The sequence below is a fragment of the Pseudoduganella namucuonensis genome (genome assembly GCF_900116645.1).
Classification (GTDB): domain Bacteria; phylum Pseudomonadota; class Gammaproteobacteria; order Burkholderiales; family Burkholderiaceae_D; genus Rugamonas; species Rugamonas namucuonensis.
Window position 1 is genome coordinate 1 of the sequence record NZ_FPBO01000073.1, and the last position, 14,934, is coordinate 14,934.

General features: G+C 61.6%; 11 protein-coding genes and 1 tRNA gene. 2 read left to right on the top strand and 10 right to left on the bottom strand.

Translation table 11 applies throughout. From position 1 onward, the window contains the following. The first annotated feature begins 154 nt into the window (after window positions 1–154). Together tnpB and tnpC are read left to right on the top strand one after the other, a co-directional pair. Complete coding sequence (gene tnpB / locus BM436_RS35065; RefSeq protein ID WP_093559439.1) at window positions 155–496, top strand: IS66 family insertion sequence element accessory protein TnpB; 342 nt, start codon at window positions 155–157, stop codon at window positions 494–496. Between the two features lie 55 nt (window positions 497–551). Beyond that, the gene (tnpC, locus tag BM436_RS35070; protein ID WP_093559441.1) at window positions 552–2,093 is read left to right on the top strand and encodes an IS66 family transposase; all 1,542 of its coding nucleotides are present in this window, start codon (window positions 552–554) and stop codon (window positions 2,091–2,093) included. 135 nt (window positions 2,094–2,228) lie between these two features. Here the strand turns inward: tnpC and rpoC are convergent, their stop codons facing one another. From rpoC to BM436_RS35120, 10 genes are all read right to left on the bottom strand, one after another. Next, window positions 2,229–6,455 (bottom strand): DNA-directed RNA polymerase subunit beta', encoded by a 4,227-nt coding sequence (gene rpoC / locus BM436_RS35075; RefSeq protein ID WP_093561565.1) that lies wholly within the window; start codon window positions 6,453–6,455, stop codon window positions 2,229–2,231. 95 nt (window positions 6,456–6,550) lie between these two features. Then, window positions 6,551–10,660: a DNA-directed RNA polymerase subunit beta gene (gene rpoB / locus BM436_RS35080; RefSeq protein ID WP_093561566.1), complete on the bottom strand. Its 4,110-nt coding sequence runs from the start codon at window positions 10,658–10,660 to the stop codon at window positions 6,551–6,553. A 262-nt stretch (window positions 10,661–10,922) separates the two neighbouring features. Further along, window positions 10,923–11,294, bottom strand: a complete 372-nt coding sequence (rplL, locus tag BM436_RS35085; RefSeq protein WP_093561567.1) for a 50S ribosomal protein L7/L12 — start codon at window positions 11,292–11,294, stop codon at window positions 10,923–10,925. Between the two features lie 61 nt (window positions 11,295–11,355). After that, the gene (rplJ, locus tag BM436_RS35090) at window positions 11,356–11,886 is read right to left on the bottom strand and encodes a 50S ribosomal protein L10 (protein WP_093561573.1); all 531 of its coding nucleotides are present in this window, start codon (window positions 11,884–11,886) and stop codon (window positions 11,356–11,358) included. A gap of 240 nt (window positions 11,887–12,126) precedes the next feature. After that, window positions 12,127–12,822: a 50S ribosomal protein L1 gene (rplA, locus tag BM436_RS35095; RefSeq protein ID WP_093561568.1), complete on the bottom strand. Its 696-nt coding sequence runs from the start codon at window positions 12,820–12,822 to the stop codon at window positions 12,127–12,129. 2 nt (window positions 12,823–12,824) lie between these two features. Next, complete coding sequence (gene rplK, locus BM436_RS35100; RefSeq protein WP_093561569.1) at window positions 12,825–13,256, bottom strand: 50S ribosomal protein L11; 432 nt, start codon at window positions 13,254–13,256, stop codon at window positions 12,825–12,827. Window positions 13,257–13,378: 122 nt separating this feature from the next. Continuing rightward, window positions 13,379–14,005 (bottom strand): transcription termination/antitermination protein NusG, encoded by a 627-nt coding sequence (nusG, locus tag BM436_RS35105; protein WP_093561570.1) that lies wholly within the window; start codon window positions 14,003–14,005, stop codon window positions 13,379–13,381. Continuing rightward, window positions 14,005–14,388, bottom strand: coding sequence for a preprotein translocase subunit SecE (gene secE / locus BM436_RS35110; protein ID WP_093561571.1), 384 nt, complete (start codon window positions 14,386–14,388; stop codon window positions 14,005–14,007). Before secE ends, nusG begins: the two co-directional genes overlap by 1 nt. Window positions 14,389–14,423: 35 nt before the next feature. Then, window positions 14,424–14,499 (bottom strand) — tRNA-Trp (locus tag BM436_RS35115). Between the two features lie 78 nt (window positions 14,500–14,577). Next, window positions 14,578–14,934 (bottom strand): EF-Tu C-terminal domain-related protein (locus tag BM436_RS35120; RefSeq protein ID WP_093561572.1); only part of this gene is annotated, 357 nt, incomplete at its 5' end.

The following is a 14,934-nucleotide window of genomic DNA, read 5'->3' on the forward strand; positions in this document are numbered from 1 at the left end:
AGTCCCAGGTGGCAGCTGCTCTGTTGCCGGTGCGGATAGCAGCAGTGCCGGCACCAGCGGCGGCGCTCAGCCTGCGCAGCGAGCGCGGCTGGACGTTGACCGTGCCGGGCGATGTGCCGGCCAGCTGGCTGGCCGAGTTGATGCGCGCGCTGTGATGCAGCTGGCAGCCGATGGGATCTGGCTGGCCACAGCGGCGGTGGACATGCGTACAGGGATCGATGGGCTGTCCTTGCATGTGCAGCAGGCCCTGGGGCGCCCGCCTTGCGACGGCACCGCCTACGTGTTTGCCAACCGCCGCCGGACCCGCCTCAAGCTGGTGTGCTGGGACGGCACCGGCGTCTGGATGTGCCTGCGTCGGCTGCACCGCGGGCAGTTCGTCTGGCCGCAAGCGGACGAGGCCTGCTGGCAGATGAGCGCCGAGCAATGGCGGTGGCTGGTGGCGGGCGTGGACTGGCAGCGCCTGTCGGCGCCGACACCGGCGCAATGGCGACTGTGAGGACGTAAACTGTTGTGCTTGTAAACGTGCTCGATGGCCGCTACACTGCTCAGTCATGGACCCGCTCGACGAACTTGCCCGCACCGACATTGACCCAGCGCTGCTGGCGCAAGTGCGCGCCCTGGTCGCACAGCAGCAGGCCGAGCTGCAGCAGCGCGATGCCGTGCTGGCCGAGAAGGACTTCAAGATCACCGCGCTGACCCATGAACTGGCGTACTACCGCCGGGTCCGTTTCGGCAAGGCCAGTGAAGAGCTCGCCGGCGAACAGCGCCTGCTGTTCGAGGAAACGGTCGAGATGGACCTGGCCGCCATCGAGGAAGAACTAGAGGGACAGGCACCAGCCGCCCGGCAGCGCAAGCGCGCCGGCCGCCAGAGTTTGCCGCCGGAGTTGCCGCGCATCGAGCACCGCCATGAGCCAGCGTCTTGCCAGTGCGGCCAATGCGGCGCCGACCTGGTCAAGATTGGCGAGGACGTCAGCGAGCAACTGGACGTGGAACCGGCACGCTTCTTCGTACACCGCCACATTCGCCCGCAATACGCTTGCCGTCCTTGCGAGACGGTGACGGCCGCGCCAATCCCGGCTGCCGTTATTGATGGCGGCATGGCCGCCGTTGGCCTGCTGGCATGGATCGCGGCGTGCAAATACCTCGACCATTTGCCCTTGTACCGGATCGAGCAGATCGCGGCGCGCCAGGGTGTGCCGCTGGCTCGTTCAACGCTGGCAGCGTGGATCGGCCGCATCGGTGTGGCCCTGCAGCCCTTGGCCGACCGCCTGGCCGAGCTGCTGCGGCAACACGCGTGCTTGCATGCCGACGAAACACCAGTGCGCCAGCTTGATCCCGGTAGCGGCAAGACCCATAGCGCCTACCTGTGGGCCTACCGTTCCGGCGTGCTCGATGCCGGCCCGCCTATCGTCGTGTTCGACTACCAGACCAGCCGTGCAGGCGCCCATGCGCGCGCCTTCCTGCATGGCTGGCGCGGCCATCTGATGGTGGACGACTATGCCGGCTACAAGGCCATGTTTACCGATGGCCCCATCGAATTGGCTTGCCTGGCCCACATTCGACGCAAGTTCTTCGACGTGCATGCCGCCAGCGGCAGCCCTGTGGCTGGGGAAGCATTACGCCGCATCGCCGAGCTGTACGCCATTGAGCAGCAGGGCGCCGGACTGGATCCGCCGGGACGCATTGCGTTACGCCAGCAATTGGCAATGCCGGCGCTGGCCGAACTGCACGCATGGCTTCTGGCGAGCCGGCGGACCATTGCCGTCGGCAGCGCCACTGGCAAGGCGATCGACCATGCGCTCAAGCGCTGGCCCGCGCTGCAGCGCTACGCCGGCTCCGGCAGTCTGCCCATCGACAACAATCCGGTCGAGAATGCGATCCGCCCAATTGCGATCGGCAAAAAGAACTGGCTGTTCGCGGGCTCGGAACGGGCGGGCCGTCGTGCTGCCGCTATCCAAAGTCTGTTTGCCACTGCCAAACTCAACGGGCTCGATCCGGCACGCTGGTTGGCTGACACCCTCGCCAAACTCCCAACTTGCCCCAACAGCAGGATCGACTCGCTGCTACCGTTCGCAAACTCTACACAGGCCTAAGCGCTGACGGAAGGTGGCTCGGTTAGCCGCTTACACTTCAACGGCGACGACGAGGCCTTGCGCGGGCAGCTGATTCCAGCGGCAGGATAAAAAAACGGCGCCCGAGGGCGCCGTTCTGTTTGGAGCGGAGGAAGCTTACGCTTCGTCGCTGTGGTGCTGTTCTTCCGAAGCTGGCAGCTCGGCCACGATGGCGGCGCGTTCGGCCTCCAGCAGGGCTTTGCGCTCTTCGGCTTCCCACACTTCCTTCTCGCGGCGGGCGCGGTGGAAGGCCAGGCCGGTGCCGCCAGGAATCAGGCGGCCGACGATGACGTTTTCCTTCAGGCCGCGCAGACCGTCGCGCTTGCCCATGATCGCCGCTTCGGTCAGCACGCGGGTGGTTTCCTGGAACGACGCCGCCGAGATGAACGAGTCGGTCGACAGCGATGCCTTGGTGATACCCAGCAGCACGTTTTCGTACGTCGCCGGGATCTTGTTGGCGGCGTTGACCTTGTCGTTCTCTTCCAGCAGCTCCGAGCGCTCCACCTGCTCGCCGACGATGTAGTCGGTGTCGCCGGCGTTGACGATCTGCACGCGGCGCAGCATCTGGCGAACGATCACCTCGATGTGCTTGTCGTTGATCTTCACGCCCTGCAGACGGTACACGTCCTGCACTTCGTCGACGATGTAACGCGCCAGCGCCTCGATACCCAGCAGGCGCAGGATGTCTTGCGGATCGGCCGGGCCGTCCACGATCATCTCGCCCTTGTTCACCACCTGGCCGTCGTGGACCAGCACTTGCTTGTCCTTGGTGATCAGGAACTCGTGCTTGTTGCCGTCCATGTCCGTGATTTCCAGACGCTGTTTGCCCTTGGTTTCTTTACCAAACGCAACCGTACCGGTGACTTCCGCCAGCATGCCCGCGTCTTTCGGCGAACGCGCTTCGAACAGCTCGGCGACACGCGGCAGACCACCGGTAATGTCGCGGGTTTTCTGCGATTCGGTCGGGATACGCGCCAGAACCTCGCCCACGGACACTTGCTGGCCGTCCTTCACCATGATCAGCGCGCCGACCTGGAAGCCGATCGCCACGGCGTGTTCGGTGCCGGCGATCTTCACTTCGGCGCCTTCCTCGTTCAGCAGTTTCACCTGCGGACGCATGGTCTTGGTCAGGTTGCCGCGGCGTTTCGCGTCGATCACGACCAGCGTGGCCAGACCGGTCACCTCGTCCACCTGACGGGCCACGGTCACGCCTTCCTCGACGTTCTCGAAGCGCACCGTACCGGCGTACTCGGTGATGATCGGACGGGTCAGCGGATCCCAGGTCGCCAGGGCGATGCCGGCTTTCACCGTCATGCCGTCCTTGACGATCAGGGTCGCGCCGTACGGCACCTTGTGGCGCTCGCGCTCACGGCCGTGGTCGTCGGTGATCAGCACTTCGCCCGAACGGGAAATGACGATTTGCGCGCCCTTGCCGTTGGTGACGTAACGCATGGTCGAGGTGAAGCGGATGATACCGTTCGACTTCGCTTCCACCGAGGAGGCCACCGCCGCGCGCGACGCCGCGCCACCGATGTGGAAGGTACGCATGGTCAGCTGGGTGCCCGGTTCGCCGATCGACTGCGCGGCGACCACACCGACCGCTTCGCCGGAGTTCACCAGCATGCCGCGGCCCAGGTCGCGGCCGTAGCACTTGGCGCACAGGCCGAAGCGCGTGTCGCAGGTCAGCGGGGTGCGGACCTTGACTTCGTCCACGCCCATGCGTTCGATGTCTTCCACCATGTCTTCGTCCAGCAAGGTGCCGGCTTCGTACACGGTTTCCTGGGTTTCCGGATTGACGATGTCGGTGCCCGCCACGCGGCCGAGGATACGGTCGCGCAGGGCTTCGATCACTTCACCGCCTTCGACCATCGCCTTCATCAGCGTGCCGTTGGAGGTGCCGCAATCGTCCTCGATCACGACCAGATCCTGGGTCACGTCGACCAGACGGCGGGTCAGGTAACCCGAGTTCGCGGTCTTCAGCGCCGTATCCGCCAGACCTTTACGAGCGCCGTGGGTCGAGATGAAGTACTGCAACACGTTCAGGCCTTCGCGGAAGTTCGCGGTGATCGGCGTTTCGATAATCGAACCGTCCGGTTTCGCCATCAGACCACGCATACCAGCCAGCTGGCGAATCTGGGCCGCGGAACCGCGGGCGCCGGAGTCGGCCATCATGTAAATCGCGTTGAACGATTCCTGGGTGGTGGTGGTGCCGTCGCGCTTGACGACGTCTTCCACTTTCAGCTGGTCCATCATGGCCTTGCCGACTTCGTCCGAGGTCTTGCCCCAGATGTCGACCACCTTGTTGTAACGCTCGCCGGCGGTCACCAGACCCGAGGCGTACTGCTGCTCGATCTGTTTGACTTCGGACTCGGCGGCCGAAATCAGGGTGACTTTTTGTGGCGGCACCAGCATGTCGTCCACGCAGATCGAGATACCGGCGCGGGTCGCCAGGCGGAAGCCCGACTGCATCAGCTGGTCGGCGAAGACCACGGTGGCGCGCAGGCCGCACTTGCGGAACGAGGTGTTGATCAGCTTCGAGATTTCCTTCTTCTTCAGCGCGCGGTTCAGCACGGAGAATGGCAGGCCCTTCGGCAGGATCTCGGACAGGATGGCGCGGCCGACCGTCGTTTCATAACGGGTCAGGGTGCGCACGAACTCGCCGGTTTCCGCGTCTTTTGGATTCTCGACGATACGGACCGTGATGCGGGTGGTCAGTTCGACTTCCTTGTTGTCGTAGGCGCGGATCACTTCGGACACGTCCGGGAACAGCATGCCCTCGCCCTTGGCGTTGATCGCCTCGCGGGTCGCGTAGTACAGACCCAGCACGATATCCTGCGAAGGAACGATCGACGGTTCGCCGTTGGACGGGAACAGGATGTTGTTCGACGCCAGCATCAAGGTGCGCGCTTCCATCTGCGCCTCGATCGACAGCGGAACGTGGACAGCCATCTGGTCACCGTCGAAGTCGGCGTTGAACGCCGCGCAGACGAGCGGGTGCAGCTGGATGGCCTTGCCTTCGATCAGGACCGGCTCGAAAGCCTGGATGCCCAGACGGTGCAGCGTGGGCGCGCGGTTCAGCATGATCGGGTGTTCGCGGATGACTTCTTCCAGGATGTCCCACACGACCGGTTCCTGGATCTCGACCAGCTTCTTCGCGGCCTTGATGGTCGTTGCCAGACCCATCAGTTCCAGCTTGTTGAAGATGAAGGGCTTGAACAGTTCCAGCGCCATCAGCTTCGGCAGACCGCACTGGTGCAGTTTCAGCTGCGGACCCACCACGATGACCGAACGGCCCGAGTAGTCGACGCGCTTGCCCAGCAAGTTCTGACGGAAACGGCCGCCCTTGCCCTTGATCATCTCGGCCAGCGATTTCAGCGGACGCTTGTTGGCGCCGGTCATCGCTTTGCCGCGACGGCCGTTGTCCAGCAGCGAGTCGACCGCTTCCTGCAGCATGCGCTTTTCGTTGCGCGTGATGATCTCTGGAGCGCGCAGCTCCATCAGGCGTTTCAGGCGGTTGTTGCGGTTGATGACGCGGCGATACAGATCGTTCAGATCCGAGGTCGCGAAGCGGCCACCGTCCAGCGGCACCAGCGGACGCAGCTCCGGCGGCAGCACCGGCAGCACTTCCATGATCATCCAGTCCGGCTTGATGCCCGAGCGTTGGAACGCTTCCAGGACTTTCAGGCGCTTGGCGTATTTCTTGATCTTGGCTTCGGACTTCGATTCCTTCAGTTCCACGCGCAGGGTCTCGGCATCGCGGTGGATGTCGATCGAGCGCAGCAGTTCACGGATGCCCTCGGCGCCCATGAAGGCGGTGAAGTCGTCGCCGTACTCTTCGTACTTGGCGGCGTAGTCGTCCTCCGACATGATCTGGCACTTCTTCAGCGGGGTCATGCCGGGGTCGGTCACGACGTACGCTTCGAAGTACAGCACGCGTTCGATGTCGCGCAGGGTCATGTCCAGCACCATGCCCAGACGGGACGGCAGCGACTTCAGGAACCAGATGTGGGCGGTCGGCGAGGCCAGCTCGATGTGGCCCATGCGCTCGCGGCGCACCTTGGCCAAGGTGACTTCAACGCCGCACTTTTCGCAGATCACGCCGCGGTGTTTCAGGCGCTTGTACTTGCCGCACAGGCATTCGTAGTCCTTGATCGGGCCGAAGATCTTGGCGCAGAACAGGCCGTCGCGCTCGGGCTTGAAGGTACGGTAGTTGATGGTTTCCGGCTTCTTGACTTCGCCGTAGGACCACGAACGGATTTTCTCGGGAGAGGCCAGACCGATCTTGATCGCGTCGAACGTCTCGTTTTGCTGTACTTGCTTGAATAAATCGAGCAGAGCTTTCATGTATCACTCCAGGTGATTAAATTCTTAAACTTTTTAAAACCAGCGGCGGACTTCTGGGGTCAGACCCACTGGGTCTGACCCCGGCACTTCCGGTTTTAGTTACGCTCGAGGTCGATGTCGATACCCAGGGAACGGATCTCTTTCACCAGCACGTTGAACGATTCCGGCATGCCCGCGTCGATCACGTGGTCGCCTTTGACCAGGTTCTCGTACACTTTGGTACGGCCGTTCACGTCATCCGACTTCACAGTCAGCATCTCTTGCAGCACGTACGACGCGCCGTACGCTTCCAGTGCCCACACCTCCATCTCACCGAAGCGCTGGCCGCCGAACTGGGCTTTACCACCCAGCGGCTGCTGCGTCACCAGCGAGTACGGACCGGTCGAACGCGCGTGCATCTTGTCGTCGACCAAGTGGTGCAGTTTCAGCATGTGCATCACGCCGACGGTGACCTTGCGCTCGAACGCCTCGCCGGTGCGGCCGTCGTACATGGTGACCTGGTTCTTGGACGGGGTCATGCCCAGTTTCGTGGCGATCTCGTCCGGGTAGGCCAAGTCCAGCATGCGGCGGATTTCCGACTCGTGCGCGCCGTCGAACACCGGGGTCGCGAACGGCACACCCTTCTTCAGGTTGTACGCCAGCTTCATGATCTCTTCATCGCTGAATTGATCGATGTCTTCCGGACGGCCGGACTCGTTGTACACGGTGGTCAGATACTTGCGCATCTCTTCGACCTTGATCTGCGCGGCCAGCATTTCGCCGATGCGGATGCCCAGGCCCTTCGCGGCCCAGCCCAAGTGGGTCTCGAGAATCTGACCCACGTTCATACGGGACGGAACACCCAACGGGTTCAGCACCACGTCGGCCGGCGTGCCGTCGGCCATGTAGGGCATGTCTTCCACCGGAACGATGCGGGAAACCACACCCTTGTTGCCGTGGCGGCCCGCCATCTTGTCGCCCGACTGCAGGCGGCGTTTGACGGCCAGGTAGACCTTGACCATCTTCTGCACGCCAGGCTGCAGCTCGTCGCCCTGGGTCAGTTTCTTGCGCTTCTCTTCGAAGGCCAGGTCGAACTGGTGGCGCTTCTCGTTGATCGATTCCTTGATGGCTTCCAGCGCGGTGGCGGCGCCGTCGTCGGCCGGGCGGATGTCGAACCAGTGGTACTTGTCCAGATCGGCCAGGTATTCCTTGGTGATCTTGGCGCCCTTGGCCAGCTTCTTCGGACCGCCGTTGACCACTTGGCCGATCAGCATCTTCTCCAGACGCTGGAAGGCGTCGCCCTCGACGATACGCATCTGGTCGTTCAGGTCCAGGCGGAAACGCTTCAGCTCGTCGTCGATGATCTGCTGGGCGCGCTTGTCGCGGACGATGCCTTCGCGGGTGAACACCTGCACGTCGATGACGGTGCCGACCATGCCCGAAGGCACGCGCAGCGAGGTGTCTTTCACGTCGGACGCTTTTTCGCCGAAGATCGCGCGCAGCAGCTTCTCTTCCGGGGTCAGCTGGGTTTCGCCCTTCGGCGTCACCTTGCCGACCAGCGTGTCGCCGGCCTGCACTTCGGCGCCGATGTAGACGATGCCGGATTCATCCAGACGGGCCAGCTGGTTCTCGGCCAGATTCGAGATGTCGCGCGTGATTTCCTCGGCGCCCAGCTTGGTGTCGCGGGCGACCACGCTCAGCTCTTCGATGTGGATCGAGGTGTAACGGTCGTCCTTGACGACGTTTTCCGAGATCAGGATCGAATCCTCGAAGTTCAGACCATTCCATGGCATGAAGGCCACGGTCATGTTCTGGCCCAGCGCCAGTTCGCCCAGGTCGGTCGACGCGCCGTCGGCGATCACGTCGCCCTTGGCCACGCGGTCGCCCACTTGCACGATCGGACGCTGGTTGATGTTGGTGTTCTGGTTGGAACGGGTGTACTTGATCAGGTTGTAGATGTCCACGCCGACTTCGCCGGCTTGCGCCTCTTCGTCGTTGACGCGGATCACCACGCGGCCCGCGTCGATGTAGTCCACCACGCCGCCGCGCAGCGCCTGCACGGTGGTGCCGGAGTCGACCGCCACGGTGCGTTCGATGCCGGTGCCGACCAGCGCCTTCTCGGGACGCAGGCAAGGCACGGCCTGGCGTTGCATGTTGGCACCCATCAGCGCGCGGTTCGCGTCATCGTGTTCCAGGAACGGAATCAGCGAGGCCGCCACGGACACGATCTGGCCCGGGGCCACGTCCATGTACTGGATGCGCTCCGGCGACACCAGGATGGTCTCGCCGGCTTCGCGGGACGAGACCAGCTCGTCGCTCAGCTTGCCTTCGCTGTTGATGGTCGCGTTCGCCTGGGCGATGATGTAGCGGCCCTCTTCAATCGCGGACAGGTAGTCGATCTTGTCGGTGACGACGCTGTCTTCCACCTTGCGGTACGGGGTTTCCAGGAAACCGTACTCGTTCAGGCGGGCGTACAGGGCCAGCGAGTTGATCAGGCCGATGTTCGGGCCCTCGGGCGTTTCGATCGGGCAGACGCGGCCGTAGTGGGTCGGGTGCACGTCGCGCACCTCGAAGCCGGCGCGCTCGCGGGTCAGACCGCCAGGGCCCAGGGCCGAGACGCGGCGCTTGTGGGTGATTTCCGACAGCGGGTTGGTCTGGTCCATGAACTGCGACAGCTGGGACGAACCGAAGAACTCGCGGATGGCGGCCGAGATCGGCTTGGAGTTGATCAGGTCGTGCGGCATCAGGTTGTCGGCCTCGGCTTGGCCCAGGCGTTCCTTGACGGCGCGCTCGACGCGCACCAGGCCGGCGCGGAACTGGTTCTCGGCCAGCTCGCCCACGCAGCGCACGCGGCGGTTGCCCAGGTGATCGATGTCGTCGACTTCGCCGCGGCCGTTGCGCAGTTCCACCAGGATCTTGATCACGGCCAGCACGTCTTCGTTCGACAGCGTCATCATGCCGGTCAGTTCGTCGCGGCCGATGCGGCGGTTGAACTTCATGCGGCCGACGGCCGACAGGTCGTAGCGGTCGGGGCTGTAGAACAGGCCGTTGAACAGCGCCTCCACCGATTCCTCGGTTGGCGGCTCGCCGGGACGCATCATGCGGTAGATCGCGATGCGGGCGGCGGTCTGGTCCATCGTGTCGTCGATGCGCAGGGTCTGCGAGATGTAGGCGCCCTGGTCCAGATCGTTGGTGTACAGCGTCTGGATGTCGCTGATGGACGCTTCGCGCAGGCGCGACAGCACTTCCTCGGTCAGCTCGTCGTTGGCGTTGGCCACCACTTCGCCGGTTTCCGGGTCAACGATGTTCTTGGCCAGCACGCGGCCCAGCAGGTAGTCTTCCGGCACGGAGATGTGCTTCAGGCCGGCCGCTTCGATGTCGCGCACGTGCTTGGCGTTGATGCGCTTGTCCTTCATCACCAGGGTCTTGCCGGTCTTCGGATCGACGATGTCGAAGCGCGCGACTTCGCCGCGCAGGCGCTCGGCCACGAATTCCATCTCGGCGCCCTCGGAGCGCAGGTGGAAGTTGTCGAACACGAAGAAGTTCGCCAGGATCTGCTCTGGCGTCATGCCGATCGCCTTCAGCAGGATGGTCACCGGCATCTTGCGGCGGCGGTCGACGCGGAAGAACAGGATGTCCTTCGGATCGAACTCGAAGTCCAGCCACGAGCCGCGGTAGGGGATGATGCGGGCCGAGAACAGCAGTTTGCCGGACGAGTGGGTCTTGCCACGGTCGTGCTCGAAGAACACGCCTGGGGAGCGGTGCAGCTGCGAAACGATTACGCGCTCGGTACCGTTGATCACGAACGAACCGGTGGTCGTCATCAGGGGCAGTTCGCCCATGTAGACTTCCTGCTCCTTCATTTCCTTCACCACCGGCTTGGTCGGCGATTCCTTGTCCAGGATCACCAGACGCACCTTGGCGCGCAGCGGCGACGCGAAGGTCAGGCCGCGCAGTTGGCATTCCTTGACGTCGAAGGCGGGGTCGCCCAGCACGTACGACAGGAACTCGAGACGCGCGAAGCCATTGTGCGAAACGATGGGGAAGATGGAAGTGAAGGCGGATTGCAGGCCTTCATTCTTGCGGGTGGACGGAGCGGTGTGCTCTTGCAAGAAGTTTTCGTAGGACTCGAGCTGGGTAGCCAGCAGGAACGGAACGTTGTGGACGTTGGCGCGCTTCGCAAAAGACTTACGAATGCGTTTCTTCTCAGTAAATGAGTAGTGCATGGACACTCCGTGAGTGACAGAAAGGATAGAAAATTCAGGTTTTGCAGGGTGCGCTGCGGAACTCACGTCACACAGACGAAACCTCAAGCCTCTATCATTTCAGGTCGATATGATCAAACCGCAGCATGACGATGGAGACATGCTGCAAATACACGATACAAATATGACACAGACGACAAAGGAGCCAAAGCCGGCATTCCCCCTTCCGGAAGGAATGCCTCACTTTGGCTCGGGCGCTAAACTACTCGCCGGTACAACTAGATTACTTCAGTTCGGCCTTGGCGCCAGCTTCTTCCAGCTTCTTCTTGCCGGCTTCAGCGTCAGCTTTCGACAGGGCTTCTTTCACGGTCTTAGGAGCGCCGTCAACCACGTCTTTGGCTTCTTTCAGGCCCAGACCGGTGATTTCACGCACAACTTTGATCACGCCAACTTTGTTCGCGCCGATTTCGGTCAGAACCAGGTTGAATTCGGTTTGCTCTTCAGCAACAGCGGCAGCGGCGCCGCCAGCTGCTGGAGCGGCCATTGCAGCTGCCGACACGCCGAACTTTTCTTCGAATGCCTTGACCAGGTCGTTCAGGTCCATTACGGACATTTCGCTAACTGCGTTCAGGATATCGTCTTTGGAAATTGCCATTTGAAACTCCTAATTTGTTTGTATGCTACAGAATTGTTTACTTGAGAAAAACAGCGCGCTATTAAGCGGCAGCGGTTTCTTCGGCTGCCGGAGCAGCTTCCGTACCTTCGCTCTTTTTCGCTGCCAGAGCAGCCAGACCACGTGCAAAGCCCGACACCGGAGCCAGCATAACGCCCAACAGCTGCGAGATGAGGACTTCACGGGAAGGAATGCTCGCCAGCGCGGTAACAGCAGCTTTATCCAGCTGTTTACCGGCGTAGTTGCCAGCCGTGATGACCAGTTTGTCGTTGGTTTTGGCGAAGTCGTTGAGGACTTTCGCTGCTGCAACGGCGTCATCCGAGATCGAGTAGATCAGCGGACCGGTCATGCTGTCGGCCAGGGCGGCGAATTGCGTACCTTCTACCGCACGGCGGGCCAGCGTGTTCTTCAGAACACGCAGGTACACGCCTTGGGTACGCGCTTTAGCACGAAGTTGCGTCAAGTGAGCAACCTGGATGCCACGGTACTCGGCCACGACCACGGTTTGCGCAGTTGCTACTTTTGCGGAAACTTCGGCAACGACGGCCTTTTTGTCATTCAGATTGAGACCCACGGTCAACCTCCTTAAATGATGCTCGGCGTTATGCCTCGCATCGGTTCGAACAACGGCGTCCGAGGTTAGGAGTCCTATGGACTACAAAACTTGATCGGGTACACCATCTGCGTTGGGCGCCTCGCGGCGATTAACCCAAAGCCTGCCTGCTGCCTCGAGCCCAACGGTCTTTGATTGCCTGGTGGCTCGCGCCACCAGCCCAAAGATGCGCCCGGCTCGCGCCGGGACTTAATTCTTGACTTAAGCTGCCAGGGTAGCGTGGTCGACACGGACGCCGGCGCCCATGGTCGACGAGATCGCCACTTTACGCAGGTACACGCCTTTCGACGATGCCGGCTTGGCTTTGTTCAGCGCTTCGATCAGGGCGACCAGGTTGGTCTTCAGATCGGCATCGGCGAACGACTTGCGGCCGATGGTGGCGTGAATGATGCCTGCCTTGTCGGTACGGTACTGAACCTGGCCGGCTTTCGCGTTTTTCACGGCGGTGGCGACGTCAGGGGTAACGGTGCCCACTTTCGGGTTAGGCATCAGGCCGCGTGGGCCCAGGATCTGGCCCAGGGTACCAACGATACGCATGGTGTCTGGCGAAGCGATGACGATGTCGAAAGGCATGTCGCCGGCTTTGACGCGCTCGGCCAAGTCTTCCATGCCAACGACGTCGGCGCCGGCGGCTTTGGCGGCTTCGGCTTTTTCGCCCGAAGCGAACACGGCCACGCGTACGGTCTTGCCGGTGCCTGCTGGCAGCACGACGGAACCACGGACAACCTGGTCGGATTTCTTAGGATCCACACCCAGTTGCACCGACACGTCGATCGATTCGTTGAACTTGGCGGTCGCCAGTTCTTTAACCAGAGCAACAGCGTTGTCGAAAGCGTACACTTTGGTACGGTCTACTTTAGCCTTGATGGCTTGAGCGCGTTTGGACAGTTTTGCCATGATTACAGACCTTCCACCGTGATGCCCATCGAACGTGCGGAACCGGCGATGGTGCGCACAGCGGCGTCCATGTCGGCAGCGGTCAGGTCCGGGGTCTTCAGTTTAGCGATTTCTTCAGCTTGAGCGCGGGTCAGCTTGCCGACTTTGTCGGTGTGTGGCTTCGGCGAACCCTTGGTGACGCCCGAGTGCTTCTTGATCAGGTAGGTCGCTGGAGGGGTCTTCATCACGAAGGTGAAGGACTTGTCGGCGAATGCGGTGATCACGACCGGGATCGGCATGCCGGGTTCCATACCTTGGGTCTGCGCGTTGAACGCTTTGCAGAATTCCATGATGTTCAGACCGCGCTGACCCAGCGCTGGACCGATTGGAGGGGATGGGTTTGCTTTACCGGCTGGCACTTGCAGCTTGATAAAGCCAATGATTTTCTTTGCCATTTGGGCACTTCCTATCGTTGGATTGAGTAGTAGCGCCCCGCCTGATGCTGCCTGGCGGGGCTCCTCTTTTCGGATTTAGCCGGAGCCGCGCTCCGTGAAGGCGCTTACGCGAACAACCGCGTTTAAACTTTTTCGACCTGGCCGAACTCGAGTTCGACCGGAGTGGCGCGGCCGAAGATGGTGACCGACACGCGTACCTTGGATTTCTCGTAGTTGACTTCTTCGACATTGCCGTTGAAATCGGTGAACGGACCATCCTTGATGCGGACCTGCTCGCCCACTTCGTACAGCACTTTCGGCCGCGGCTTCTCCACGCCTTCCTGCATCTGCTGCATGATCTTGTCGATCTCGCGCGCGGGAATCGGGGTCGGCTTGTTCGATTTGCCGCCGATGAAACCGGTGACCTTGCTGGTGTTCTTCACCAAGTGCCAGGTCTCGTCGGTCATTTCCATCTCGACCAGCACGTAGCCGGGGAAGAAACGGCGCTCGGTGACGGACTTCTGGCCGTTCTTGACTTCAACCACCTCTTCGGTGGGAACCAGGATCTGGCCGAACTGGTCCTGCATGCCGGCGCGCTCGACGCGCTCCGTCAGCGCGCGCTGGACGCTCTTTTCCATGCCGGAATAAGCATGCACGACATACCAGCGCTTATTGCTAACCGGTACGCTCAGCGCTGCGCCAGCATCTTGTGCCGGAACATCGCCCGGCACCGGTTCGCCGGTCGCATCTTCTTGCACATTTTCGCTCATTATTGTTTCCAACCCAGAATTACGTCGTACAACAGGAACTCAAGCAGCTTGTCCGTGCCCCACAAGAAAATAGCCATGACCAACACGAAGGCAAACACGATCATCGTGATTTGCGTCGCTTCTTTGCGGGTGGGCCAAACGACCTTCTTGGTCTCGCGAACGGACTCTTTGGCGAAATTCAGGAAATCGCGGCCGCTGGTGGAGGTGTAGGCAATGCCGGCGGAAATAAGCAAACCACCCACAAGCGCGGCTGCCCGCACCAGGGATGGTTGACCTGCCAGGTAAAAGAACCCGACTACGCCCGCAATCGCTGCAACCACTGCCAGCACGACTTTGAACTTGTCGTTTGACGTGCTAACGGTTTGCACGGATTGATTAGACATTCTATTTTACTTTCGGTGCCCTGCACCAGATTCGGTGGCAGGGGCGGAGGGCCTCGAACCCCCAACCTTCGGTTTTGGAGACCGACGCTCTGCCAATTGAGCTACGCCCCTACGTAAAACTTACAATGGAATCCGTGATTATAGCACCCGGCATTGCCGGGCGCCATAGTTTGGCTGGATTCTTACCTCTTAGGCGAGGATTTTTGCTACCACGCCGGCGCCGACGGTACGGCCGCCTTCACGGATGGCGAAACGCAGGCCTTCTTCCATCGCGATCGGGTTGATCAGCTTGACGGTGATCGACACGTTGTCGCCTGGCATAACCATTTCTTTGTCCGCTGGCAGTTCGATCGAACCGGTCACGTCGGTGGTACGGAAGTAGAACTGTGGACGATAGTTGTTGAAGAACGGGGTGTGACGACCGCCTTCGTCCTTCGACAGCACATAGATCTCGCCGGTGAAGTGGTTGTGCGGCTTGATCGAGCCTGGCTTCGCCAGAACTTGACCACGTTGCACGTCTTCACGCTTGGTGCCGCGCAGCAGCAG

Excerpts from the sequence above, each read along its gene's own strand:
- rplK (WP_093561569.1), bottom strand. The coding sequence starts at position 13,256 with ATGGCAAAGAAAATCATTGGCTTTATCAAGCTGCAAGTGCCAGCCGGT.
- rplL (WP_093561567.1), bottom strand. The coding sequence starts at position 11,294 with ATGGCAATTTCCAAAGACGATATCCTGAACGCAGTTAGCGAAATGTCC.
- nusG (WP_093561570.1), bottom strand. The coding sequence starts at position 14,005 with ATGAGCGAAAATGTGCAAGAAGATGCGACCGGCGAACCGGTGCCGGGC.
- secE (WP_093561571.1), bottom strand. The coding sequence starts at position 14,388 with ATGTCTAATCAATCCGTGCAAACCGTTAGCACGTCAAACGACAAGTTC.
- tnpB (WP_093559439.1), top strand. The coding sequence starts at position 155 with ATGCAGCTGGCAGCCGATGGGATCTGGCTGGCCACAGCGGCGGTGGAC.
- rpoC (WP_093561565.1), bottom strand. The coding sequence starts at position 6,455 with ATGAAAGCTCTGCTCGATTTATTCAAGCAAGTACAGCAAAACGAGACG.
- tnpC (WP_093559441.1), top strand. The coding sequence starts at position 552 with ATGGACCCGCTCGACGAACTTGCCCGCACCGACATTGACCCAGCGCTG.
- rpoB (WP_093561566.1), bottom strand. The coding sequence starts at position 10,660 with ATGCACTACTCATTTACTGAGAAGAAACGCATTCGTAAGTCTTTTGCG.
- rplA (WP_093561568.1), bottom strand. The coding sequence starts at position 12,822 with ATGGCAAAACTGTCCAAACGCGCTCAAGCCATCAAGGCTAAAGTAGAC.